This window comes from Pseudomonas vlassakiae (assembly GCF_014269035.2).
Classification (GTDB): Bacteria; Pseudomonadota; Gammaproteobacteria; order Pseudomonadales; family Pseudomonadaceae; genus Aquipseudomonas; species Aquipseudomonas vlassakiae.
Genome location: NZ_JABWRP020000008.1, coordinates 1 through 23,927, shown reverse-complemented (window position 1 = coordinate 23,927; position 23,927 = coordinate 1). Strand labels below are relative to the sequence as shown.

The 23,927-nt window shown below is 63.3% G+C and carries 24 protein-coding genes; 14 read left to right on the top strand and 10 right to left on the bottom strand.

Features of this window, described 5'->3' with window-relative positions:
- Position 1 precedes the first annotated feature (1 nt).
- Positions 2 to 487, top strand: a complete 486-nt coding sequence (locus tag HU738_RS12150) for a DUF2878 domain-containing protein (protein WP_186602758.1) — start codon at positions 2 to 4, stop codon at positions 485 to 487.
- A gap of 31 nt (positions 488 to 518) precedes the next feature.
- Here HU738_RS12150 and cynR read toward each other — a convergent pair whose 3' ends face one another.
- Positions 519 to 1,406 carry a transcriptional regulator CynR gene (gene cynR, locus HU738_RS12145; protein ID WP_186602759.1) on the bottom strand — a complete coding sequence of 296 codons (888 nt, stop codon included), beginning with the start codon at positions 1,404 to 1,406 and terminating at the stop codon, positions 519 to 521.
- Positions 1,407 to 1,544: 138 nt separating this feature from the next.
- On the opposite strand from cynR, the gene HU738_RS12140 reads away from it, so the two are divergent.
- The 7 genes from HU738_RS12140 (at position 1,545) to HU738_RS12110 (ending at position 7,388) form a co-directional block, all read left to right on the top strand.
- Complete coding sequence (locus tag HU738_RS12140) at positions 1,545 to 2,768, top strand: amidohydrolase family protein (protein WP_186602760.1); 1,224 nt, start codon at positions 1,545 to 1,547, stop codon at positions 2,766 to 2,768.
- 302 nt (positions 2,769 to 3,070) lie between these two features.
- Entirely contained in the window at positions 3,071 to 4,111 is a 1,041-nt protein-coding gene (locus HU738_RS12135) for an ABC transporter substrate-binding protein (protein ID WP_202884329.1), read from the top strand.
- A 294-nt stretch (positions 4,112 to 4,405) separates the two neighbouring features.
- Positions 4,406 to 4,981: a TetR/AcrR family transcriptional regulator gene (locus HU738_RS12130; protein ID WP_186602762.1), complete on the top strand. Its 576-nt coding sequence runs from the start codon at positions 4,406 to 4,408 to the stop codon at positions 4,979 to 4,981.
- Between the two features lie 53 nt (positions 4,982 to 5,034).
- The gene (locus HU738_RS12125; RefSeq protein WP_054887770.1) at positions 5,035 to 5,511 is read left to right on the top strand and encodes a nuclear transport factor 2 family protein; all 477 of its coding nucleotides are present in this window, start codon (positions 5,035 to 5,037) and stop codon (positions 5,509 to 5,511) included.
- Positions 5,512 to 5,851: 340 nt separating this feature from the next.
- Positions 5,852 to 6,511, top strand: a complete 660-nt coding sequence (locus tag HU738_RS12120; protein WP_186602763.1) for a carbonic anhydrase — start codon at positions 5,852 to 5,854, stop codon at positions 6,509 to 6,511.
- Between the two features lie 39 nt (positions 6,512 to 6,550).
- A complete protein-coding gene (gene cynS / locus HU738_RS12115) occupies positions 6,551 to 7,021 on the top strand; it encodes a cyanase (protein WP_054887772.1) in 471 nt (156 codons plus the stop codon).
- A 109-nt stretch (positions 7,022 to 7,130) separates the two neighbouring features.
- Positions 7,131 to 7,388 (top strand): DUF2790 domain-containing protein, encoded by a 258-nt coding sequence (locus tag HU738_RS12110; RefSeq protein ID WP_186602765.1) that lies wholly within the window; start codon positions 7,131 to 7,133, stop codon positions 7,386 to 7,388.
- A gap of 188 nt (positions 7,389 to 7,576) precedes the next feature.
- Here the strand turns inward: HU738_RS12110 and HU738_RS12105 are convergent, their stop codons facing one another.
- The gene (locus HU738_RS12105) at positions 7,577 to 8,431 is read right to left on the bottom strand and encodes a LysR family transcriptional regulator (RefSeq protein WP_186602767.1); all 855 of its coding nucleotides are present in this window, start codon (positions 8,429 to 8,431) and stop codon (positions 7,577 to 7,579) included.
- Positions 8,432 to 8,506: 75 nt separating this feature from the next.
- Here HU738_RS12105 and HU738_RS12100 point away from each other — a divergent pair, with 75 nt between their 5' ends.
- Both HU738_RS12100 and HU738_RS12095 read left to right on the top strand, forming a co-directional pair.
- Positions 8,507 to 9,472 carry a DMT family transporter gene (locus tag HU738_RS12100; RefSeq protein ID WP_186602769.1) on the top strand — a complete coding sequence of 322 codons (966 nt, stop codon included), beginning with the start codon at positions 8,507 to 8,509 and terminating at the stop codon, positions 9,470 to 9,472.
- A gap of 177 nt (positions 9,473 to 9,649) precedes the next feature.
- The gene (locus tag HU738_RS12095; RefSeq protein WP_186602771.1) at positions 9,650 to 11,104 is read left to right on the top strand and encodes an MFS transporter; all 1,455 of its coding nucleotides are present in this window, start codon (positions 9,650 to 9,652) and stop codon (positions 11,102 to 11,104) included.
- 13 nt (positions 11,105 to 11,117) lie between these two features.
- Here the strand turns inward: HU738_RS12095 and HU738_RS12090 are convergent, their stop codons facing one another.
- Positions 11,118 to 11,969 carry a LysR family transcriptional regulator gene (locus HU738_RS12090; RefSeq protein ID WP_186602773.1) on the bottom strand — a complete coding sequence of 284 codons (852 nt, stop codon included), beginning with the start codon at positions 11,967 to 11,969 and terminating at the stop codon, positions 11,118 to 11,120.
- Between the two features lie 279 nt (positions 11,970 to 12,248).
- Between HU738_RS12090 and HU738_RS12085 the strand changes: the two genes are divergently transcribed.
- The 4 genes from HU738_RS12085 to arsH are packed head-to-tail and all read left to right on the top strand — an operon-like array spanning position 12,249 to position 15,113.
- Positions 12,249 to 12,596 (top strand): metalloregulator ArsR/SmtB family transcription factor, encoded by a 348-nt coding sequence (locus HU738_RS12085; protein ID WP_186602775.1) that lies wholly within the window; start codon positions 12,249 to 12,251, stop codon positions 12,594 to 12,596.
- Between the two features lie 21 nt (positions 12,597 to 12,617).
- On the top strand, positions 12,618 to 13,901 hold the full coding sequence (locus tag HU738_RS12080; RefSeq protein WP_186602777.1) for an arsenic transporter: 1,284 nt from the start codon (positions 12,618 to 12,620) through the stop codon (positions 13,899 to 13,901).
- A gap of 27 nt (positions 13,902 to 13,928) precedes the next feature.
- Complete coding sequence (locus HU738_RS12075; RefSeq protein ID WP_176510401.1) at positions 13,929 to 14,399, top strand: arsenate reductase ArsC; 471 nt, start codon at positions 13,929 to 13,931, stop codon at positions 14,397 to 14,399.
- Positions 14,400 to 14,411: 12 nt separating this feature from the next.
- A complete protein-coding gene (gene arsH / locus HU738_RS12070; protein WP_176510402.1) occupies positions 14,412 to 15,113 on the top strand; it encodes an arsenical resistance protein ArsH in 702 nt (233 codons plus the stop codon).
- Between the two features lie 128 nt (positions 15,114 to 15,241).
- Here the strand turns inward: arsH and HU738_RS12065 are convergent, their stop codons facing one another.
- The 7 genes from HU738_RS12065 to HU738_RS12035 form a co-directional block, all read right to left on the bottom strand.
- Positions 15,242 to 15,595 carry a hypothetical protein gene (locus HU738_RS12065; protein WP_186602779.1) on the bottom strand — a complete coding sequence of 118 codons (354 nt, stop codon included), beginning with the start codon at positions 15,593 to 15,595 and terminating at the stop codon, positions 15,242 to 15,244.
- A 321-nt stretch (positions 15,596 to 15,916) separates the two neighbouring features.
- Positions 15,917 to 16,933 (bottom strand): zinc-dependent alcohol dehydrogenase family protein, encoded by a 1,017-nt coding sequence (locus HU738_RS12060; protein ID WP_186602781.1) that lies wholly within the window; start codon positions 16,931 to 16,933, stop codon positions 15,917 to 15,919.
- Between the two features lie 66 nt (positions 16,934 to 16,999).
- A complete protein-coding gene (locus HU738_RS12055) occupies positions 17,000 to 17,404 on the bottom strand; it encodes a (R)-mandelonitrile lyase (protein ID WP_202884331.1) in 405 nt (134 codons plus the stop codon).
- Positions 17,405 to 17,474: 70 nt separating this feature from the next.
- Complete coding sequence (locus HU738_RS12050; protein ID WP_186602785.1) at positions 17,475 to 18,317, bottom strand: SDR family oxidoreductase; 843 nt, start codon at positions 18,315 to 18,317, stop codon at positions 17,475 to 17,477.
- Between the two features lie 128 nt (positions 18,318 to 18,445).
- Positions 18,446 to 19,342 carry a LysR family transcriptional regulator gene (locus HU738_RS12045; protein ID WP_186602787.1) on the bottom strand — a complete coding sequence of 299 codons (897 nt, stop codon included), beginning with the start codon at positions 19,340 to 19,342 and terminating at the stop codon, positions 18,446 to 18,448.
- Positions 19,343 to 19,473: 131 nt separating this feature from the next.
- Positions 19,474 to 20,610 carry an efflux RND transporter periplasmic adaptor subunit gene (locus tag HU738_RS12040; RefSeq protein WP_186602789.1) on the bottom strand — a complete coding sequence of 379 codons (1,137 nt, stop codon included), beginning with the start codon at positions 20,608 to 20,610 and terminating at the stop codon, positions 19,474 to 19,476.
- A gap of 1 nt (position 20,611) precedes the next feature.
- On the bottom strand, positions 20,612 to 23,791 hold the full coding sequence (locus HU738_RS12035) for an efflux RND transporter permease subunit (RefSeq protein ID WP_202884332.1): 3,180 nt from the start codon (positions 23,789 to 23,791) through the stop codon (positions 20,612 to 20,614).
- Between the last annotated feature and the right edge of the window lie 136 nt (positions 23,792 to 23,927).

Below are 23,927 nucleotides of genomic sequence, written 5' to 3'. Positions count from 1 at the left end.
CATGGGCCGCCGTGTCTGGTTGCTCGGCAACGCGTTGTGGCTGCAAGCCGCCTGGTGGCTGTGTGTGCTGGGGGCGCATAAGCCGTGGCTGTTGCTGATGGTGGTGAGCGGCCTGCTGCTGCACCTGCGGCTGAGCCCAAGCGGCGAGCTGCGCGTGTTGCTGTGGGTGGCGCTGGCCGGCTGCCTGCTGGACAGTACGTTGGGCCTGCTCGGTGTGTTCAGTTTCGCTCAGTGGCCGCTGCCACTGTGGCTGGCACTGCTGTGGCTGGTGTTGGCCAGTGGCATGCGCCACAGCCTGGCAGGGCTCGGCCAACCCGCGTGGCGGGCGGTGCTGCTGGGCCTGTTCGGTGGCCCGCTGGCCTATCTGGCTGGCGCCCGGCTGGCCGGTATCGAGCTGCCACTCGGGCGCCTGGAGACCGCGCTGATCCTGGCACCGGTCTGGGCACTGGCGCTGCCACTGGCCTTGCGCTTCGCAGCACGGGGCTGATCAGCAAAGCGTCCGCTTCGGCCGCATCCTTTCAGCTGGCTAGGCGTGCAGCCACAGCTGTCGCCATCTCCCTGAACACCCGCGCCGCAGCGCTCTGGTAGGCACCTTTGCGTTGCATCAGCACGGCCGTGCGCTGCAGGCGGACCGGGTCGAGCGCAATGGCTGCCAGCTCGTCATGGGCCAGCGCGACCGTGGCAGGCAGCAGGGTCGACAGCGTCGTACGACGCACGATCTCGGTCACCGCGCTGATGGTGTTGGCCTCCATCCGCACCTGCGGGTGAATGCCATGTTGCTGGCAAAAACGGTCGATCTGTTCGCGGGTGGCAAACTCACCGCTGAGCAGCACCAGCGATTCTGCGCTCAAGGCCTCCAGCCCGATGGACGTTGCCTTGGCCAAGGGGTGGTGGCGGTTGACCACCAGCGCCAGCGTCTCGACCAGCAGCGGGCTGGCCTCGATGTCCTCGGCCTGGCCCCCCTCGAAGGCGATCCCCACGTCCAGCTCATCCGCGAGCAGCAGTGCCTCCATGCGCTCCTGGGACATCTCGCGCACGTTCAGGGTGATGTTCCCATAACGCGTGTGGAAGGCTTCGACCAAGGGGCCGACCAGGTAGGTGGTAAATGTCGGTGTCACCGCGACCCGCAGCGAACCGCGGCTGAGGTCGCTGACGTCGTGGATGGCGCGCCTGGCCTCCTCCAGCTCCTGCGCGGCACGGCGTGCATAGGCCAGGTAGACTTCCCCGGCATCGGTCAGCCGCGTGGTGCGCCCCGAGCGATCGAACAGCTGGGCGCCAAGGCTTTCTTCCAGCTGACGGACCTGTTGCGACAGCGCCGGCTGGGAGACATGCAGGGCCGCGGCGGCCTTGGTGAAGCTGTGATGCGCCGCCACGGCGAGGAAGTACTGGATGTGTCGGGCAAGCATGGTCTCTCACATAATCTAATCTGATCGACACGATCATAAATCAGACTTTTACCTTATGCCACGTGCCCCCTAACCTCTGCCCGACCGGCTCGCCGCGCCACAGCGGCGGGCCTCACCCGGTATGAGGAGCAACACCCCATGGATATCATCTTTCGAAACGTGCGCATCGATGACGCACAACCGCTGCAGGACGTGGCCGTACACAACGGCAGGATCGTGGAAATCGCACCGGCGATTGCCGCACGCGCGGCGCAGGAAGTCCAAGGCAACGGCAACGTACTGATTCCAGGGTTCGTCGAAGGCCACCTGCACCTGGAAAAGGCCAACGTCATGCAGCGCAAGGCCAATCGCTCCGGCACCCTGAAGGAAGCGATCGAGGTCACCGCCGCGCTCAAGCCGACGCTCACCCGCGAGGACATCCTCGAGCGCTCGACTCAGGTGCTGCGCGCCCTCGTGCAGGCAGGCAGCACCCATGTCCGCGCCCACGCCGAGTTCGACCCGGTGCAGGGCTTTACCGGCCTCGACGTGGTACTGGAACTGCGTGAGAAGTTTCGCCAGATCATCGACATCCAGGTGGTTGCCTTCCCCCAGGAAGGCATCCTTAAACTGCCAGGCATGCGGGCCATGATGGTCGAGGCCATGGAGAAAGGCGCCGATGTCGTGGGTGGCATCCCCTACAACGACGTGTCGCCCTTCGATCACATCGACTTCGTGTTCGACCTGGCCAAGCGCTACGGCAAGGACATCGACTTGCACCAGGACTTCGCCGATGACGCCGAGCAGATGACCATCGAGCATGTGGCCCGCCGCACCCTCGCCGAGGGCTACCAAGGCCGCGTCTGCGTCGGCCACCTGACCAGCCTGGCCGCGGTCGAACCCGAGCGGCAGGCGCGTATCATCGAGCTGCTGCGCGAAGCCGACATCAGTGTGATGTGCCTGCCGGCCACCGACCTGCACCTGGGAGCTCGAGGCGACAACTACAACGTACGGCGTAGCCTGACCCCGGTGCGGGCGTTGCGCGATGGGGGCGTGAACGTGTGCCTGGCCACCAACAACATTCGCAATGCGTTCACCCCGTATGGTACCGGCGACCTGCTGAACATCGCACAACTGGCCCTGCCGGCCTGCCACCTGGGCGGTGCCGACGACCAGGCTACGGTGCTGTCGATGCTCACCACCGGCCCGGCCAAGGCCCTGGGCTTGCAGCATTATGGCCTGGCCGTGGGCAAGGACGCCGACCTGGTGCTGATGGATACCCAGGCGGTCAGCGATGTGATTCTCGACCTGCCAGCGCGGCTGATGGTGCTCAAGCGGGGCAACGTGGTGGCGACCACGGAGCATCGGCGCTCCGTGGTTTTCTAGCCGCTCGCCCTAGCGGAGCATCGCTCAGCTGAGCGTCTGCGTAACCCTGGCGCCAGCGGCCTGCAGAGCATTTTCATATGACTGGAGCATATTTTTACTAATTTCCCCCGCCGCAGCTGTGGCGCACCATCCCCCAGGTGAGTGACAACCGCCTTCCAGTCATTTCCACCCAGCGCCTCGCGATACGCACTCACCACAACAACAAGAAAACCACTGCGCACACCGCTGCGCAGTGGGCTCGGGCCGACTGGCTCAACTGCCTCGACAAAACAACACAACCACAAGCAATGAGGGAGTTTTCCATGCGTATCATCGCCGCATCGCTCAGCTTTGCACTGCTTTCAGGTTTCAGCCTGTGCGCCGTAGCCAATGAAGCCAGCCTCACCATCATCTCCTTCGGCGGGGCCACCAAGGCGGCCCAACAGTCGGCGTACTTCCAGCCGTTCGAGAAGAGCGGTGCTGCCAGGGTGGTGGCGGGTGAGTACAACGGCGAACTGTCCAAGATCAAAGCCATGGTGGACGTTGGCCATGTCTCCTGGGACGTGGTGGAGGTTGAAAGCCCCGAACTGATCCGCGGCTGCGAAGCGGGCCTGTTCGAACATATGGACCCCGGCATTCTCGGCGAGCAGTCCGGCTACCTGTCCGGGACTGTCAGCGAGTGCGGCGTAGCCAGCTATGTCTGGTCGATGGTGCTGGCCTACAACCCTCAGAAGCTCAGCGTCGGGCCCGCCTCCTGGGCAGACTTCTGGGATACCACGCGCTTCCCAGGCAAGCGCGGCCTGCGCAAGGGCGCCAAGTACACCCTCGAAGTCGCGCTGCTCGCCGATGGCGTTTCCCGCGCGGACCTGTACCAGGTACTGAGTACACCCGAGGGCGTCAACCGCGCGTTCCACAAGCTGGACCAAATCAAGCAGAGCATCCAGTGGTGGGAAGCCGGTGCGCAGCCACCCCAGTGGCTGGTGGCAGGCGATGTGGTGATGTCCGCCGCCTACAACGGGCGCATCGCTGCTGCACAGAAGGAAGGCTCACCACTGCGCATCGTGTGGCCGGGCAGCCTGTACGACCCCGATCACTGGGCGATCGTGCGCGGCACTGCCAACAAGGACCTGGCAGAGCAATTCATCAGGTTCGCGAGCCAGGTCGGGCCGCAGAAGACTTTCTCCACGCAAATCCCCTACGGCCCGGTACGTACGGAAGCGCTGGCGCAGCTGCCTGAGGGCGTCCAGCAACAGCTGCCTACCGCACCGGGCAATATGGCCGAGGCGCAGCTGGTGAACGCCGAGTTCTGGGTCGACCATGGCGAAGAGCTCGAGGAGCGCTTCAACGCCTGGGCCGCTCGTTGAACTGACCGGAGCCGGCGGCCCCCGCCGGCTCCTCGGCATCGAGGAAGGGCTGATCAACAGCCTGGGCATCGATAGCCAGGGCGCGCCGCAGGGTATGCCTGGGGACCGCGCTGGCTGCGCCACAGCCACCGAGCGCCTGTCTGTGGAGCCGTATCCAGCGCAGCCTGAACGAACTGAAAGTGATATGACCGATAGCCGGGGCCGGCGCTTCGGCTAACTACTCCCTGGCAACCCTCAAATGAAATAAATCAACAGTTGCTTGACCAGGGAGAACGATCGTTCTACTCTGGCTACATGAACAAGCCAATGACCGATACACGCGAAAAAATCCTCACGACTGCCGAGAAGCTGATTTACGAAAACGGGATTCACGCCACGGGCATGGACCTTTTGGTAAAGACTTCAGGCGTAGCCCGTAAGAGTATCTATCGCTATTTCGCAACCAAAGACGATGTCGCCGCAGCGGCACTCAATGCACGCGATGTACGCTGGATGCAGTGGTTCAGGAGTGAGTGCGAAAAAGCCCCAACGCCGCAAGCGCGCATTCTTGGCATTTTTGATGTGCTTGGAAGTTGGTTCGAGTCTGACGGTTTTCGGGGCTGCGCATTCATCAATACCGCCGGCGAGGTGGGCGACGCAGACGACCCTATTCGGCAGATCGCAAAACTGCACAAGCAAAAGCTTCTGGATTACACACTGGAGCTGACCCGCCAGTTGCAGGTCAACGATCCGATCAAGTTGGCCAGGCAACTCTTCGTGCTGATAGAGGGCACGATAACCGTCGCCCGCGTGATGGGTGATTTTACGGCGCTCGACAGTGCACGGGATATCGCCAGGTTACTGCTTGAACAACAGTGCGTAAGCGCCTGACACCCCGGCAATACCCACTCGACTGATTCATCCAATAGATTGGAGGCACCACCATGTCCAACGAACAGGCTCGCCCGCCACTTCCTCCTTTCACTCGCGAGTCGGCGATTGAAAAGGTCCGACTCGCTGAAGACGGTTGGAATACTCGCAATCCTGAAAAAATTGCGCTTGCTTATACATTGAACACCCAATGGCGTAACCGAGCCGAATTTGCAAACAATCGCGAAGAAGCTCAGGCGTTCCTGACCCGCAAGTGGAAGAAGGAACTGGACTACCGCCTGATCAAGGAGCTGTGGGCCTTCACCGATAACCGCATCGCCGTCCGCTACGCCTATGAGTGGCACGACGATTCGGGTAACTGGTTCCGCTCCTACGGCAATGAAAACTGGGAGTTTGAAGCCGACGGCCTGATGCAACGCCGATTCGCCTGCATCAACGACATGCCCATCAAGGAAAGCGAGCGTAAGTTCCACTGGCCGCTGGGGCGCCGTCCGGATGACCACCCAGGCCTGACTGAACTGGGCCTTTAATTCATGCCGAACCTGATCCTGCTTTGATGCAGGATCAGGTTTTTGTTCAGCTGGCGTTTATCATCCCCGTTCCAGGTTCTTTGCAATCCATAAGCCCCCATTGGCCCTCAAACAGCCAATGGGGGCTTTCTTTTCAGTGTCCCCTCTCCCGCTGCCTGACATGGCCACCCTGCCGAGGGCATTCGCCTTCGCCGTAGCAACCGATGCACGCCCAGTTCATCGAGCCCGCATGTCCCACCCATAAGATAATCTGATCCGTTTCATAATAATTGAGACTTTTACCTTATTACATGCACTGCTTAATCTTTGTCTCACACCCAGCGACATAGAGACAGCAACCATGAAAGCGATCATCGACGGATTTCTGAAGTTTCAAAAAAACGCCTTCCCTGAGCGGGTCAAACTGTTCAAGGACCTGGCCAATCAACAGGCCCCCAAGGCGCTCTTCATCTCCTGCTCGGACAGCCGACTGGTGCCTGAACTGGTCACCCAGCGCGAGCCAGGTGATCTGTTTGTCATCCGCAACGCCGGCAACATCGTGCCGTCGTATGGGCCAGAGCCAGGTGGCGTGTCGGCCTCCGTCGAATACGCGGTCGCCGGGCTAGACGTTGCAGACATCGTGATCTGCGGCCACTCCGACTGCGGCGCGATGACGGCCATTGCCAGCTGCAAGTGCCTCGATCACATGCCCGCGGTGGCTGGATGGTTGCGCTATGCCGACTCGGCCAAGGTCGTCAACGAGGCCCGCCAGCACGTGGACATGCCGAGCAAAGTCGCCTCCATGGTGCGCGAAAACGTCATCGCGCAACTGGCCAACATCCAGACCCACCCATCCGTACGCCTGGCGCTCGAAGAAGGCCGCGTGACCTTGCATGGCTGGATCTATGACATCGAGAGCGGACGTATCGACGCCTTTGATGGCAGTACCGGCACCTTCGTGTCGCTTGCAGAAAACCCGGAAGTCCACGCTGTTTCCCAACACGCCAGGCACGTTGCCTGAAAACTGTACCTGCACCTCTACTTACCCAGGAGATTCACCATGATCCAGACTCAAGCCACCCGTACCGCTCGCCAGGAACTGACCGAAGTGATCATTCAGGCCAAGGCTCGCAAGGACTTGTCATTTGCACAGATCGTTGACGGCACTGGCCTGTCCGAAGCCTTTGTCACCGCTGCCCTGCTTGGCCAGCACCCTCTGCCGGAAAGCGCCGCGAAGGTGGTGGGCGAAAAACTCGACCTCGATGCCGATCAAGTGGCACTGCTGCAATCGATGCCGATCCGCGGCAGCTTCTTCGACGGCGTGCCGAGCGACCCTACCATCTACCGCTTCTACGAAATGATGTCGGTGTATGGCACCACCCTCAAAGCGCTGGTCCACGAGAAGTTCGGTGACGGCATCATCAGTGCCATCAACTTCAAGCTGGACATCAAGAAGGTCGAAGATCCCGAGGGTGGCCACCGTGCCGTGATCACCCTGGATGGCAAATACCTGCCCACCAAGCCTTTCTGATGCAGCCCAGCCCGGCACCTGACGGCGCCGGGCCACCCTCCAACCTTCATGACGACTGAGCACCGCTCGGGTGCTCTGGCGTTCTTGCGCCTCACTTCAGGTGATTACCATGAAACTGTTATCCCTATTGCTCCTGGGCTGCCTGGGTTCTGTTGCGCTGGCCGATGAACCGGTTACCCAGGCCACACAGGTTGCGGTCGAACCCTATCGCTACGCTCAACACCTGGATATCGCGCACGTGGTGGCTGTGACGCCGGTGCCCGATGTCTGCGACGTGGTGCCGATGCAGCTGACCTACGATGACTCCAATGGCGAGCGGCATGTCATGGAGTACCGCATCATGGGAAATGGTTGTTCCAACAACTGATGCTTGGCTAAGACAGTTCGGTGCGCTGGCCGCGCTTGTCCATCAAGGTCAGCTGCCCTGAACGCAGCAGATGCGCATGACCGAAACCGTGCTCCCCGTGAACGGGCGTGATGCCACAGAATCCACCTTGGTGAAACGTGGACGCGCTATCTACCCGCCTGCTGCGCATCGAAGCGTCCGCCCCTTGCCTACAGTCGAAACGATTGCCGCATCGCCCGCGCCAGCAAAGTCACGGCGGCGTCCCCGCCCGATGCCGGGCTGCGCACGAAAAGGATGTCATGGTCGGGAATAGCCGGTAGCCCGTCGAGGATCTGCATGCGCTCGGTGACCTTGGCCCGGTCGATCACACTGATGGCCAACCCGGCCTCCACACAGGCTTTGACGGCCTGGTTGGAGTGGCTTTCAAGGACGATCCGCGAGCGGCGTCCCGAGGCCTTGAGTGATTCGGTCATGGCCTCACGATAGGGGCATTGCAGCGCATGGGCAGCCAGCGGCAACGGGTCATGAAGTACCGCCGCCGCGTTCATCGGCCCGACCCAGACCGGCGTGGTCGACAGCAGTCGCTCGGCATTGGGCCCGAGCGTGCCTTCGGCCTGGGCGACAACTGCTGCCTGCAGTTTGCCGCGCCGGACCAGATCCCTCAGGGCATGGCTCGGCCCGGTCCTCAGTTCGAGCACCACATTCGGCCAGGCCGCGCTGAACATCGGCAAGATGTCGCGAATCACATGGGCTGCGTATTCGTCAGGGACACCGAGCGTGATACGCCCGGCCAGATCCGGCCCGTGCAGCTCTGCCAGCACCTGATCGTGGGTGCGTAACAGCTCGGCAGTCGAATTAAGCAGCCGTCGGCCCAGGGCCGTCAACGATATGGACTGGTTGTCGCGATTGAGCAGCCTGCCGCCGGCGACGGCCTCCAGGCGTTGAATGTGAACGCTGACCGCCGCCGGGCTTTTGTGCAGCTGCTCGGCCGCAGCGCTGAATTTGCCAACACGCACCACGGCATGGAAGGTACGCAGGAGGTCGATATCGAGCGTGGTCGCCATAGTTCAATATCCGTAAAGAACTACTGCAGTTAATTTTGATTTATCAGATTACTCCGATTTCGTAGTGTCGGGGGTATGAACCAGCACCTGCCGACTCCGCCTTCCATGCAGACCCGTCGCCCCTGGCGGCGGGCCTTGCCGCTGCCCTTGCTTGAAGCCGCACTGCTGCTGACCTGGAGTTCCGGGTTCATCGGCGCACGCTTTTCCATCGATCATGCCCCCGCCCTGCTGGTAGTGTTCTGGCGCTGCCTCGTGGTCAGCCTCCTGTTGTCCCCGTTCGTCTGGCGCACCCTGCGCCAGACGCCGTTTGCCGTGTTGCTGAGGCACGCGGGCATCGGCCTGCTGGCCATGGCGGGCTACCTCACCGGCGTGACGCAGGGCATTGCCCTGGGTGTGCCCGCCGGCCTTGCCGCGTTATGCGCCGACCTGTTGCCGCTGGGCATGGCGCTGCTCGCGGCGCTGCTGCTGGGCGAGCGCCTGCCGCTGCAGGTGTGGGTCGGCCTGGTCGTCGGGCTGCTGGGGATGCTGTGGGTGACCCACGATGCGCTGACGCTGGGCACAGCACCGATGTGGGCCTATGGCCTGCCCGTGGCCGGCATGTGCTCGCTGGCGGTCGCCACGTTGTGGCAAAAACGCAGCACGGTGCAGGCCATGGGCCTGTTGCCGAACCTTTGGCTGCAGTGTTTCGTCTCTAGTTTCGCCTTCGCGGCCCTCGAAGGCAGCCAACGCAGCCTGGCACCGGTTGCCAGCGCAGGCTTTGCACTGAGCGTGTCGTGGACCGTAGTTCTGTCGACGCTTGGTGGCTATGGCTTGTACTGGGTCTGCCTGCGCAGGTCCTCGGCCACCCGCGTCGCCAGCGTGCTTTATCTCAGCCCACCGATCACCCTGCTCTGGGCCTGGGCGATGTTCGATGAGCCATTGTCCTGGCAGATGGCAGCGGGGATGGCGCTATCGGCGGTCGGGATCTGCCTGGTGGTACGCGCCGAGGCCCGACGATCCAGCCGCGATGAGCGCGAGCCCAACCACCCTACCCCTCGCTGAGGTGATGACGCCACTGACAGCAATGAACCTTGCCCGTGCAGTTTCGTAAGGCGCGCGCCGGGATGAGATTCCCTAGAGTGTGGCCCATCGGCCAAGGCACGAGCGGGCAATAGCCAGGCTCCATGAAACCTGGCCTGCCCGCGTTTCGAACCGGAGTTGCCACACAGGATGCCCGTCATGTCTCGAATCGAAAGTGAAGCCACCGAACCCCGGCGCTGGTTGATGTTCGCCATCTTGCTGGTCGGCGCGTTTCTACCGCCGCTGGATTTCTTCATCGTCAACGTTGCGCTGCCCTCGATACAGGCGGACCTGGGCACAGGCCCCTCTGCCGAGCAGTTGGTGATCGCGTCCTATGCCACGCTCTATGCCGTGACGCTGATCACCGGCGGGCGCCTTGGCGACCTGTATGGACGCGGGCGGATGTTTTTCATCGGCCTGCTGGGCTTCGCCGCTGCTTCGCTGCTGTGCGGAGTGGCGACTGCGCCCTGGGTACTGGTGCTCGGGCGCGCCTTGCAGGGCGTGAGCGCCGCCGTGATGGCGCCGCAGGCACTCGCCTCGGTGCAGACGATTTTTCCGGCAGCGCAAAGGCCATTGGCCCTGAGCCTGTACGGGGCCGTGTTTGGCCTGGCGTCAGTGATCGGCCAGGCGCTGGGTGGCGTGCTGATCGCGCTCGACCTGTTCGGCATGGGCTGGCGCGCGATATTCCTGGTCAACCTGCCGATCGCATTGCTGGTGATTGCACTCGGTATTCCCGTGCTCAAGGACACCCGTGTGCTGCGGGCGAGCAAGCTGGACCTGGTGGGTACGGCGTTGTCGATACTGGCCCTCGGCGCTCTGGTCGTGCCGCTGATCGAGGGGCGCGAAGCGGGATGGCCGTGGTGGGCGTGGCTGTCACTCGCCGCTGCGCCTGTACTGGGGGCGTTGTTCTGGCGCTATGAGGCGCGCTTGCACCGCGCCGGCGGAACCCCTTTGCTGGCGCCGGCCGCTCTGCAAGCCCCCGGGCTGGGCCGGGCGTTATCCATAGCGCTGTGCTTCTACGCGATCGGCGTGTTCTTCCTGCTGTTTTCGATCTATCTGCAAGGCGCATTGCAGATGAGCGCACTGGATGCCGGCCTGGTCTTCCTGCCGTTCGGTGCCGGCTTCCTCATCGGCCCGCTCTCGGTTCCCCTTCTCAGGCGCGTGCTCGGCGGTTACGTGAACCCGTCAGGCATGGCGCTGGAGGTCATTGGCTTGCTCTGGCTGGGTTGGCTGGTGTCAGTGACCCCGCCTGGCCTTGCCCCGCCCTTCACGTTCCTGGCGGTCAGCCTGTTCCTGATCGGGCTGGGACAGGGCCTGGCGTTGCCGACGTTGATGCGCCTGGTCACGGGCCGGGTCGCGCCGGCGTATGCCGGGATGATCGCAGGCATCACCAGCGCGACCTTGCAGATCAGTACCTCGCTGAGCGTGGCCGTCATCGGCGGCGTGTTCTACACCGTGCTGGGGGACCCGGTAACGGAAGCTCGTATCAGCCACGCCTTCGTGGTCGCCGTTCTGTACATGGCCGCCTGCCTGGCCGTAGGGGTTGCGCTGAGCCTGACATTAGCGCGGCAGCCGGCACCGCTGGCGGAGGCAGCGGCGATGCGCCCGAGCTGAGCGCCGCAACCTGCTACCCTGCGCCGATCATGCTGGAGGCAAGGTTGGCCAGGGCGCGCAGCCGGTCCAGCTGACGCATGTCGCGGTGATAGCCCATCCAGATGTCCCGCCCCGGTGGTGGCTGATGCTCGTCCAGCAGCCGCAGGCCGGGCACCGAGTCGCCGAGCACCCGTGGCAACACAGCAACCCCAAGCCCTTGCGCGCACATCTGTGCCTGGACCGTCCGGCTGCTGCTGGTGAACACGGTGCGAGACTGCGGGTAGCGCTGCTGCAGCCAGTGCACATCCGGGTAATGGGCCTGGGCAACGTTCATCAGGATCAACCCCAGCCCCTCGCCGTCCGGGTGTGGCGCCGGGGCATGCACTGAGGTGTAGAGCCCGTAAGGCAAGGTCGTCAGTTTGCGCTGGACAATGTCAGGCTCGGTGAAGGGCACGATCCGGAAAGCGATGTCGGCATCGCGACGGGCGAGGTCGAACAGCCGATGCCCGGCAATGACTTCGGGCACGATCAATGGATACCGTCGTGCCAGTTCGGCCAGCACCGGCGACAGCACATGACAGGCGAACCAGTCGGCCGAGGAAATGCGCAACAGCCCTTCAGGCTGATCGCCATGCCCCGCCAGACGACGTTCGATGGCCAGCGCACTGTGCTCCATGGCGAGCGCCAGGTCGAGAATCCGCTCACCATTATCGGTGAGTACCAGCCCCTGGGCAGTGCGCAGGAAGAACGCTTGTCCACTGGCCTGTTCGAGCACCTGCAAGCGCCGCCCGACGGTCGGGTGACTGACCCCTAACGCCTTGGCGGCCCCTCCCAGCGAGCCACTGCGGGCGATCGCCAGGAAGATCCGCATGTCACTCCAGTCCATACTGCCCTCTCGTGCCAGAATGAGCGATGAGGTTGCAACAATGATGGCGTGGCTGCAATCCCAAAGCGGGCTTTCCGGCGAGGCTGGTAGTGACCACAGAGGCTCGGGCAGATATCCACTTTAGGTCGAAAGCTGGCCCACACGACAGGCCGCTATCAACCCATGGCGCCCGTTCGTGAACGTCCGCTTACGACCCATAGCAGACGTTCAGGCCAAATATGCTTGCCTAACACATATGGAAATCCGTATATTTGATTTTCCATATGTACAGGTATAGTCATGATTACCCCGCCAGATGTGTTCAAGAGCCTGTCCGACGAGACCCGTGTCCGCGCCACCCTGCTGATCGCTAGCCTTGGTGAGCTATGTGTCTGCGAACTGATGTGCGCGCTGAACGACAGCCAACCCAAGATAAGCCGCCACCTCGCGCAGCTGCGCAGCAATGGCATTCTGTTGGATCGTCGCCAGGGGCAATGGGTGTATTACCGCCTGAACCCGGATCTGCCCGCTTGGGTGCATGAAATGTTGCAGGTGACCTTGCGGGCTAATTCACAGTGGTTGGCAGACAACTCTCTTCGGCTGAAGAACATGGACGGCCGCCCCGTTCGTGACGCTGCCTGCTGCTGATCATCACCGAGCGAGATCTTCATGCTGGTCGCCATTGCCGTCTTTGTTTTCACCCTCATTCTGGTTATCTGGCAGCCGAAGGGGCTTGGCGTTGGCTGGAGTGCCGCGCTCGGTGCCCTCATCGCCTTGGCGGCGGGTGCCGTTTCGCTGCACGACATCCCGACCGTGTGGGCGATTGTCTGGAACGCCACCGCCACCTTCATCGCCGTCATCATCATCAGCCTGTTGCTGGACGAGGCCGGTTTCTTCGAGTGGGCCGCGCTCCACGTGGCGCGCTGGGCAAACGGCTGCGGCTACCGCCTGTTCGCCTTCTGCGTGCTGCTCGGTGCTGCCGTGTCGGCGCTGTTCGCTAACGATGGTGCGGCGCTGATACTCACGCCCATCGTCATGTCGATGCTTCTCGCGCTGCGTTTTTCTCCTGCCGCGACGCTGGCTTTCGTCATGGCCGCCGGCTTCATTGCCGATACGGCGAGCCTGCCGCTGGTAGTCTCCAACCTGGTGAACATCGTCTCGGCCGACTACTTCAGGCTGGGTTTCAGCGAGTATGCCTCGGTGATGGTGCCGGTGAACTTCGCCAGCGTGGCCGCAACGCTGCTGGTGCTATTCCTGTTCTTCCGCCGTGACATCCCGAAGCAATACACGGTCGGGGCCTTGAAGGTCCCAAGCGAGGCGATTCATGACCGCGCAACCTTCAACGTCGGTGGCTGGGTGCTGGTGGTGCTGTTGATCGGCCTGTTCGCCCTGGAACCACTGGGTATCCCGATCAGTGCGGTAGCCGCAGCCTGTGCGGCAATCCTCTTTGCCGTCGCCGCTCGCGGGCATCGCATCTCGACCCGCAAGGTACTGCGCGAAGCGCCCTGGCAGGTGGTGATCTTCTCTCTTGGCATGTACCTGGTGGTCTACGGGCTGAAAAATGCCGGCCTCACCGACATGCTCACCCAGCTGCTGGATCGCCTCGCGCAGCAAGGGCTTTGGAGTGCCGCCATTGGCACCGGGTTGATTGCTGCATTGCTGTCCTCGGTCATGAACAACATGCCCAGCGTGCTGGTTGGCGCTCTGTCGATCCAGGCCAGCGAGGCGCAAGGGCTGGTGCGTGAGGCGATGATCTACGCCAACGTCATCGGCTGCGACCTCGGCCCGAAAATCACGCCCATCGGCAGCCTCGCCACGCTGCTCTGGCTGCACGTGCTGGAGCGCAAAGGCGTGCGCATCACCTGGGGTTACTACTTCAAGGTCGGCATCCTGCTGACGCTGCCGGTTCTGTTGATCACCCTTTCGGCCCTGGCATTGCGCCTGAGCCTCTGACATCCGCCACGAAGCGGAGGAGCCCCCATGCGAGTCCTGTTCATGTGCACGGCCAACAGCTGCCGCAGCATCCTTTCCGAAGCCATGTTCAATCACTTGGCGCCTCACGGATTTGAAGCCGTCAGTTCCGGCAGTTTTCCGAAGGGCCAAGTGTTGCCTCGCAGCCTGACCACCTTGCAGCATGCCGGTATCTCAACCGATGGGCTGTGCAGCAAGGGCAACGACGCGTTCGTCGACTGCCCTCCTGATATCGTCATCACGGTGTGCGACAAGGCAGCCGGCGAAGCTTGCCCGGTGTATTTCGGCCCTGCACTGAAGACGCACTGGGGGTTGGAGGATCCGTCCGATGTCGTGGCTGACGAGGCGTCGGTGGACGCAGCATTCTGCGCCACGCTGGCCCGCATCGAGGCTCGCTGCCAGGCCTTCTTCGCACTGCCTTTCGATCACCTCGACCGTGATCAGCTCAAGCATGAGCTGGATCGCATCGGTACGCTTTGAGCAGGAGCAAACATGTCCGAGCAATTGCCTAATCTCGACCTCGCGCTGTTCGATGTGCCACCAGCAGCAACCCGTTCCAGCGAGCACAAACCACGCATTCTGTTGCTATACGGATCGACTCGCGAGCGCTCGTTCAGCCGCCTGCTGATCGAAGAAGCAGCGCGCCTGCTGGAGCACTTCGGAGCCGAGACTCGCATTTTCAATCCCTCTGGCCTGCCGCTACCTGACGACGTGCCGGTGGAGCATCCGAAGGTGCAAGAGCTGCGTGATCTGGTGCAGTGGTCGGAAGGCCAGGTCTGGTGCTCGCCTGAGCGTCATGGAGCGATGTCTGCCGTGTTCAAGGCGCAGATCGACTGGGTTCCCCTGGCGCTGGGTGCGCTTCGCCCCACCCAAGGCAAGACCTTGGCAGTCATGCAGGTATGTGGCGGCTCGCAGTCGTTCAACGTCGTCAACCAGCTGCGTGTGCTTGGCCGCTGGATGCGGATGTTTACCATCCCGAACCAGTCCTCGGTACCCAAGGCCTACCTGGAGTTCGACGACTCTGGGCGGATGAAGCCTTCGCCGTATTATGACCGCGTGGTGGATGTTATGGAGGAGCTAGTGAAGTTCACCATGCTGCTGCGTGACCGCCAGGAATTCCTGGTGGATCGCTATTCGGAGCGGAAGGAAAACGCCGAGCAGCTATCTGCTCGTGTGAACCAGCGCTCGATCTAAGCGCTATGCCCGGAATGTCCGCTATGGGTCGAAAGCAGCCGGTCACTTAGACCGCTTTCTACCCGAAGCGGACCGTCGCTACGCCTTGCCTTTTGGGCTGGCGCTATCCACCCTGATGGTGGGTCTATTTAGATAACGATGTGCTGAGGGTAAATTTGCACGCTTTCAAATTGCTCTGAGTTATCGTGCAGACGTAGTCTGAACTCTTCACTTAGGCAGATCTCCAACACCCTCTCATCAATCACGCTGTAGCTGGTCACGGAGACGTTCAGGAGCCTTTGGAAATTACTGCTAGTCCAATTGACGTCTTCATCCCAAGTTGCAATTAGCTCGTCGCCATGAAATACCTCTATCAGGCTCTGGACAGCGATGCAGCTGCCTGAGCCAAATAGCAACTGAACGTCGTATCGCCCCATGCGAATCTGCCGTATTTCCTCTCCTAGGATACCTTCGATCTTCAGATCCTTGGCAAAGCCGTACATCTCATCTCCTCCTGTGTACGTGCCGAGCCGATGAGTTCGGACTGGATCGCAAGCATACCTACATTGAGGTGGCCGCGCAGAGTCATTACCGGGATGGCTGCGAATTGTGTGGCCGCTCCTTGCCGATTTCTGCCCTTCGTGAACGGCAGCTTCGGGTCGGAAGCAGCCGCTCACCAACGGCCGATTTCGACCCATAGCCGACGTTCGAGAAGGGCGGAAATCGGCCAATAGCGTTCAGTTATGTGTAGTCATCTGCGTTAGCCCATCAACTCGATCATCACCTGATCAACGCGTTGGGTCATATTGAGCCCTGAGAAGCGCTCAGACTTGCAACAGCGTCTTGATTGCCCGGCGCTCGTCCATCGCCTTGTAGCCCTCAGCCACATCGCTGAGCGGCACCGTCAGATCGAAGACCTTGCCGGGGTTGATCTTGCGCGACAGGATCAGATCCAGCAGATGCGGCAGGAAGCGCCGCACCGGCGCGGGGCCGCCGAGCATGCCGGCCTGGGTGAAGAACAGCTTCTGGCCGTCGAACTGCACGCCGTGTGGCACGCCGACATAGCCGATCATCGAGCCCGGGCGCGCCACGGCCAGCGCCTGCTTCATCGAGTCGGCGGTGCCGACACATTCGAGCACCGCATCGGCACCGATCTGGTTGGTGAGCTGCTTGATCTTGGCGATACCCTCATCACCACGGGCCGCCACGATGTCGGTCGCGCCGTACTCCAGCGCCAGGTCCTGGCGCGCCTTGTGTCGGCTCATCGCAATGATGCGTTCGGCGCCCATCTGCTTGGCCGCCAGCACACCCATCAGGCCGACCGCGCCGTCACCGACCACCACCGCCGTGCAACCCGGCTGTACGCGGGCCGCGTCGGCGGCATACCAGCCGGTGCCGAGCACATCAGAAGCCGCCAGCAGGCTGGGGATCAAATCAGCAACGGGCTGCTCGTCGAGCGCCACCAGGGTACCATCGGCCAGCTGTACGCGGGCGTACTCTGCCTGCGCGCCGGTCATGAACTCGCGCTGCATGCACGACGACTGGAAGCCGAAGCGGCAATGCGGGCAGGTGTTGTCCGACAGGCAGAACGAGCCGACCACAAATTGCCCTGGCTTCACCGAGGTAACAGCGCTGCCGACTTCGACCACCGTGCCGCAGTATTCGTGGCCCATGTTCAGCGGAGCTTCCACCTGATTGAGCCCACGATAGGGCCACAGGTCAGAGCCACAGACGCAGGTGGCGGCGAGCTTGATGATGGCGTCGGTCGGTTTGAGGATCGTCGGCTCGGGCATCTCTTCGATGCGCACATCACCGGGGGCATAGAGCTTGGTTCCCAACATAGCTGTGGTCTCCGTGGAGCTGAAAGGATGATTAGTAGAACGGTGAGCTCAGACGACTGAAGCTACTCACTCACCGCTCTGGTACTGCGCATCGCTGACCTGCTCCAGCCAGTCGACTACCTTACCGTCCTGGGCTTCGGCAATGGCGATGTGGCTCATCGCAGTTTCTGCCGTGGCGCCGTGCCAGTGCTTGGCACCCGGCGGAATCCACACCACGTCACCGGGGCGAATCTGCTGCACGGGCTCGCCCCATTGCTGCACCAGGCCGACGCCGGTGGTGACGATCAGCGTCTGGCCGAGCGGATGGGTGTGCCAGGCGGTGCGGGCGCCTGGCTCGAAGGTGACGGTGGCGCCGCCGATGCGTGCCGGTGCCGAGCCCTGGAACGGTGAGTCGACCCGCACCGTGCCGGTGAAATACTGGTCCGAACCGACCTGGGACGGCTGCGAGCCGACGCGGTTGATCTCGATCATGGGAAGCTCCTCGGCCAAGGCCAGTGGGGCGGCCAGCAGTGCGGCCACCATCAAAGGATTTTTCATCGCCTCACTCTCCCGCAGGAAAATCGGTGGAAGCCGCCAGTTCCGTCTGTGTCTCGAAGTCGGCGACGCGCTTGCGCAAGGTCTCCAGCGTGCTCTGCAGCGCCTGCGCGCCAAGCACCATGCGCAGTGGCGCGGGTTCGATCTCCACGCTTTCTATGATGCGCGCGGCCATGCGGGCGGGGTCGCCGGGCGCCAGGCCGTTATCCGGATCGAGCATGCGCAGGAAGGCATGCGCCGGCGTGGCGTCGTATTCCGGCATCAGCTCGGCGACCTGGGCGCTGCCGTAGCGGAACTCGGTGCGCGCACCGCCCGGCTCGACGATGGTCATGCCGATGCCGAATGGTGCCACTTCCTGGGCCACCGACTCGACGAAGCCCTCGATGCCCCACTTGGTCGCGTGGTACAGCGAGTTACCAGCGAAGGCGACCTGGCCGCCGTAGGAGGAAATCTGGATCACCCGGCCGCCGCCCTGGGCACGCAGATGCGGCAGCGCGGCGCGGATCAGCTGGATCGAGCCGGTCAGGTTGGTGGCGATCATGCGCTCGATCTGCTCGTCGCTCAGCTCCTCGGCGGCGCCGAACAGGCCGTAGCCGGCATTGCTGATCAGCACGTCGATGCGCCCGAAGCGGGCGAAGGCGCCCTCCACCACCCGGCGCACGGCGGGCACGTCGGTGACGTCCAGTTGCTCGACGCTGAGTGTCTCGGGATAGCGCGTAATCAGATCAACGACCTTGGCGGTGTCGCGCACGGTGCCCAGCACGCGGTCGCCACGGGCCAGCAGTTGCTCGCTCAACTCGCGGCCGAAACCGCTACTGATGCCAGTAATAAGCCAGGTACGTGGGTTCATCTGCTTGTCCTCTGTCGATCTCGATTCGCTGGTGCTGCGGGCAGCGCCAGGGCATGGGAACCACTTTAGGGGCAGATCGAGCTCATGATTAGAGGGTAAAAAACGCTTGGAGCCATGAGCTCTGCTCATCAATCGCGGCGGTAACGCAGTGCCTCGATCAGCACCGCCATGGCCTTGGAGGATTGCCGGCGGCTGGGGTAGTACAGGTGATAGCCGGGAAAGCTCGGGCACCAGTCCTCCATCACGGCTACCAGGCGGCCTTCGGCGACATGCTCGGTGACCAGGTCGCTGGGCAGGTAAGCCAGGCCGAAACCGGCCAGCGCGGCCTTGAGAATCTGCGTGCTGTTGTTGAAGGTGAGCTGGCCGTCGACGCGTACCTTGTGCTCGCGGCCGTCCTTCTCCAGCTCCCAGGCCATCAGGCCACCGTGGGTCGGCAGGCGCAGGTTGAGGCAGTCGTGCTCGGCCAGTTCCTGCGGAGTGGTCGGTGCCGCGCGCCCTGCCAGGTAGGCCGGCGAGGCGACCACCGCCATGCGCATGTCCGGGGCGATGCGCACGGCGATCATGTCCTTGGCCACCTGGTCGCCTAGGCGCACGCCGGCGTCGAAACGCTGGGCGACGATATCGGTCAGGCCGTAGTCGATGGTGATCTCGACCTTGATCCCCGGATACTGCGGCAGCAGTTTTTCCAGCGCCGGCCACAGCACGGTGTTGGCCGCGTGCTCGGCGGCAGTCAGGCGCAGGCTGCCGACCGGCTCGCCGCGCAGGCTCTTCAGTTCGGCCAGCTCGGCCTCGATCTCCTCGAAGCGCGGCGCCAGGGTTTGCAGCAGGCGGTCGCCTGCATCGGTGGGCGAAACGCTGCGCGTGGTGCGGGTCAACAAACGCAGGTCAAGACGTGCTTCGAGGCCACGAATGGTGTGGCTCAGAGCTGACTGCGAGACACCCAGCTGGGCGGCTGCGCGGGTGAAACTGCCTTCCCGGGCCACGACGACGAAGGCCATCAGGTCATTGTAGTTCTCACGCGGCATGCTGCGATCCTTGTCCAATGGAATGCGGCAGATAATGCCTCCACCGCCACTCCGATGCACCCTTTGCCCCACTCAAAGCCAAGCGGATGACTTGGTCAGTGGCAACAGGGTATGTCGGACAGGACCTGCGTTCAGGGCTGCTGCTCGGCCACTCGCAGCGCATCGCCATTGGCGATGCCATCCGGCGGGCTGTCGATCACCCGATCCGATTCGGCAAGCCCCTCGGCCAGAGCCACCATGTTGCCCAGGTCGCGGGCGATGGTGACTTGCTTGAGGCGTGCCTTGCCCTCGGCATCCAGCGTGGCGATCTGCACGCCCCGCTTGTCGATGATCAGCGCGCTGGGCGGCAATCCCAGTGCCGCCTGCCCCTGGGCAGCGTCGAACTGCACCGTGGCATAGGCGCCGGGCAACAGCTCACCAGCGGCATTGTCCACCGACAGCTGTATGCGCATGGTGCCGGAACCGGCGTCGATGGCCTGGGCCAGCGATTGCACGGTGGCGGTATACGCCTTGCCCGGCCGTTCCGGCACCCGCAGCTGGGCTCGATTGCCAGCCTGCAGGCCGGCGACCATGCGCTGCGGCACATTCACATACACACGCAGGCGGCTCACGTCAGACACCACGAACAGCTCGCTACCGGGGGTCATACCGACATTGATCAGCGAGCCCACATCGGTATTGCGTGCGGTGACGATGCCGGTGAACGGCGCCTCCAGGTGCTTGAACTGCTGCAGCGCCTGCACCCGCTCGACATTGGCCTGCGCGGCATTCACCGCCGAACGCTTGGCCGCCTGGTCGGCGGTGCGCTCCTCGACCTCCTGACGCGACACCGCGTTGCTGTTGAGCAGCGACTGCCAGCGCCGCGCGGTGATGTCGGCCAGGTTCGCGTCGGTGCGCGCCCGCTCCAGCTCGGCGCGGGCCTGCAGAAGCTCCTGGTCGAGATCGGGAGTCTCGATCTCGGCGAGCGCCTGCCCAGCCTTGACCGGCTGGCCGATATCGACCTGCCAGGACTTCAGATAACCGCTGACCCGTGCATAGATCGGCGCCCGCGACCAGGCCTCGATGCGCCCTGGTAACTCCATGGTCTGAGCGCTGATTGGCGTTGGCGCGACCAACGCCACGGCGCGCACGCTCTGCTGGGCGGCGCTGTCGCGCAATTGCTCGGCGCGGCTACAGCGCGTGCTCAGGCCGCCAACCACGATGGCCACGGCCAGCACGAACAGGCCGAGCAGCGGCAGGTGGCGGCGAATGGGGGATTGGCTAGTCATGTCAGGACACTCCGAGAGTCGGTTGCGCAGCGGCAGCGGCGCGGGAAGAGGTACGGCCGTGCACCAGGCTGAACAGCACCGGCACGAACACCAGGGTGGCGAAGGTGGCGAACAGCAGGCCGCCGATCACCGCGCGGCCGAGCGGCGCGTTCTGCTCGCCGCCCTCACCCACGCCGAGAGCCATCGGCAGCATGCCGATGATCATGGCCAGGGCCGTCATCAATACCGGACGGAAGCGCACGAAGCCGGCCTCCAGCGCGGCGGCGGTGGCGTCGCCCAGCTCCGCCAGGCGCTCGCGGGCGAAGCTGATCACCAGCACGCTGTTGGCGGTGGCCACGCCCATACACATGATCGCCCCGGTCAGCGCCGGCACCGACAGCGTGGTATCGGTGGCGAACAGCATCCAGACGATACCTGCCAGCGCCGCCGACAATGCCGAGACGATCACCGCAGGGTCGAGCCAGGACTGGAAGTTGACCACGATCAGCAGGTAGATCAGCACGATGGCGCCGAGCAGGCCCAACAGCAGGCCGGAGAAGGCCTTCTCCATAGTTTCCACCTGCCCCATGAGGTGCACCGCGGAACCACGCGGAACCTCTCCGGTGGTCTCGGCCAGCACCTGACGAATGTCGGCGGCTACCGCCGCCAAGTCACGGTCCTGGGTGGCGGCGTGGATCTGCACCATCGGCTGGATGTTGTACTGGCTGACCAGCGCGTTGCCGAGGTTGCGCTGGAAGCTGGCCACGCCGCCCAGGGTGGTTTCAGCGGCATTGTCGCCATTGCCCACCGGCAGGTTGGCCAGCGCCGACAGCGAATCGAGCTGGTACTGCGGCGCCTGGATGACGATGGGATAGCTCACGCCGTTGCTCGGGTTGAGCCAGTGAGTCGGTGCCACCTGGCTGCTGCCGGCGAGATTCACCACCAGGCTGTTGGTCACGTCACGGGTGGTCAGCCCCAGCTGCTGGGCCTGGGTGCGGTCCAGCGCCACGTCGAACACTGGCGCCTTGTCCGACTGCTGGATGCGCGCATCGACCACGCCGGGAATGGCGCGGATGCGTTTGAGCAGTTGGCGGGCATAGGCGAAGTTGCCCTCGATGTTGGCGCCACGCACCTGGATGTCGATGGGCGCCGGCGCGCCGAAGTTGAGGATCTGGCTGACGATGTCCGCCGGTGGGAAGGAGAAAGTGGTGTCTGGGAACTGCTCGGGCAGCACCTCACGCAGCCGGCGCACGTACTCGGCGGTGGGCGCATGACCGTCGCGCAGGGCGATCTGGAAGTCGCCGTCCTGCGAACCCATCACCCCGGTGTTGTTGTAGGTGGTGTTGGTCGGGCTCGGCGGCAGGCCGATGTTGTCCACCAGCGTCTCGATCTCCTCGGCCGGAATCACCTGGCGAATCGCATCCTCGATGCGTGCGAAGCGGCTGGCGGTCTCCTCGACCCGCGTGCCCACCGGCACGCGCACATGCATCAGCACCTGGCCGGAGTCCACCGAGGGGAAGAAGTTGCTGCCGAGAAACGGCACTAGGCCGAACGACAGCAGCACCACCGCCATGAAGCCCACCAAAAATGCCTTGCGCCGTGCCAGGGCTCGCTCCAGCACGCCGCAATAGCCGGCGCGCAGGCATTCGAAACGCTGCTCGAAACGACGCTGGAAGCGCACCAGCGGGTTGCGTGACTCGCTGTCGTGCCCCGCTTCGTTGTGCGGCTTGAGCAGATAGTTGGCCAGGGTCGGCACCAGGGTGCGCGAGAGGATGAAGGAGCAGACCATGGCGAAGATCACCGCCTCGGCCATCGGCACGAAGAGGAAACTCGACACGCCTTCGAGGAAGAACATCGGCACGAAGGCGATGCAGATGCACAGCAGCGAGACGAAAGCCGGCGTGACGATCTGTTGGGCGCCGTCGATGATCGCCGACTCCACGTCCTTGCCCTGCTCCAAGTGCCAGTTGACGTTCTCGATGGTCACCGTGGCGTCGTCCACCAAGATGCCGATGGCCAGCGCCAGGCCGCCCAGGGTCATCAGGTTGAGGGTTTCACCGATGGCCGCCAGGGCGATGATCGAGCCCATGATCGACAGCGGAATGGACACCGCGATGATCACCGTCGAGCGCCAGCTGCCGAGGAACAGCAGGATCATCACACTGGTCAGCGCGGCGGCGATGGCGCCTTCCAGTACCACGCCCTTGACCGCGGCGCGGACGAACACCGACTGGTCGTTGATCGGCACCACGTTGAGCGCCTCCGGCAGCGCATCGCGCATGTCGTCGAGCTTCTGGCGGATGCCGTCGACGATCGCCAGGGTCGAAGCCGAGCCGTTCTTGAGCACCGACATCAACACCGAACGACCGCCATCGACATGCACGATGTTGCTCTGCGGCGCGCTGCCGTCGCGCACGTCCGCCACGTCACCGAGGTAGATGGTGGCGCCATCGACCACCTTGACCGGCAACCGGGCGATGTCGTCGATCAGCGACGGTGCGCTGTTGAGCTTGAGGGTGTACTCCAGCTCGTCGATCTTCTGCGTACCGATCGGCGTAAGCACGTTGTGTGCCGCCAACGCGGCGGAGATGTCCTGGGCGGACAGGCCACGGGCCTGCAGCGCCTCCTGGCGCACGTCGATCTGCACCTGGCGCTGCTTGCCACCGTAGGGCAACGGGATCACCGCGCCGGGCACGGTGATCAGCTGAGTGCGCACGGTGTTCATCGCCAGGTCGAACAGGTTCTGCTCGCTCAGGCCCTTGCCGGCCAGCGCCAGCTGCACGATGGGCACCGTGGCGGCGTTGTAGTTGAGGATCAGCGGCGGCTGGATGCCCGCCGGCATCTGCCGCAGCGCTACCTGGGACACCGCAGTGACCTGAGCATTGGCTACGGCGATGTTCACGCCCGGCTGGAAGAAGATCTTGACGATGCTGATGCCCGGATAGGTATTGGCCTCGATGTGCTCGATGTCGTTGACCGTCGAGGTCAGCGTGCGCTGGAACACCGTGGAAATGCGCCCGGCCATGTCATCCGGCGGCAGGCCGGTGTACTGCCAGGCAATTGCGATCACCGGAATGCGGATCTCGGGAAAGATGTCTGTTGGGGTACGGGTCATGGTCAGCACTCCGCCGATCAGCAGCAGCAACGCCATGACGACGAAGGTGTAGGGGCGACGCAGGGCGATGAGGACGACGCGCATCAACATGGCTGGGCTCCGGTCATGTTGGTGGAGGCAGGGATTCACTACCGGCTGGCGCAACGAACGCACAGCAGTGGCAGCAAAAATCTAACCGTGCCCAATCCAAATGATTAGCGGCCCTGACACGCATGCCGATATG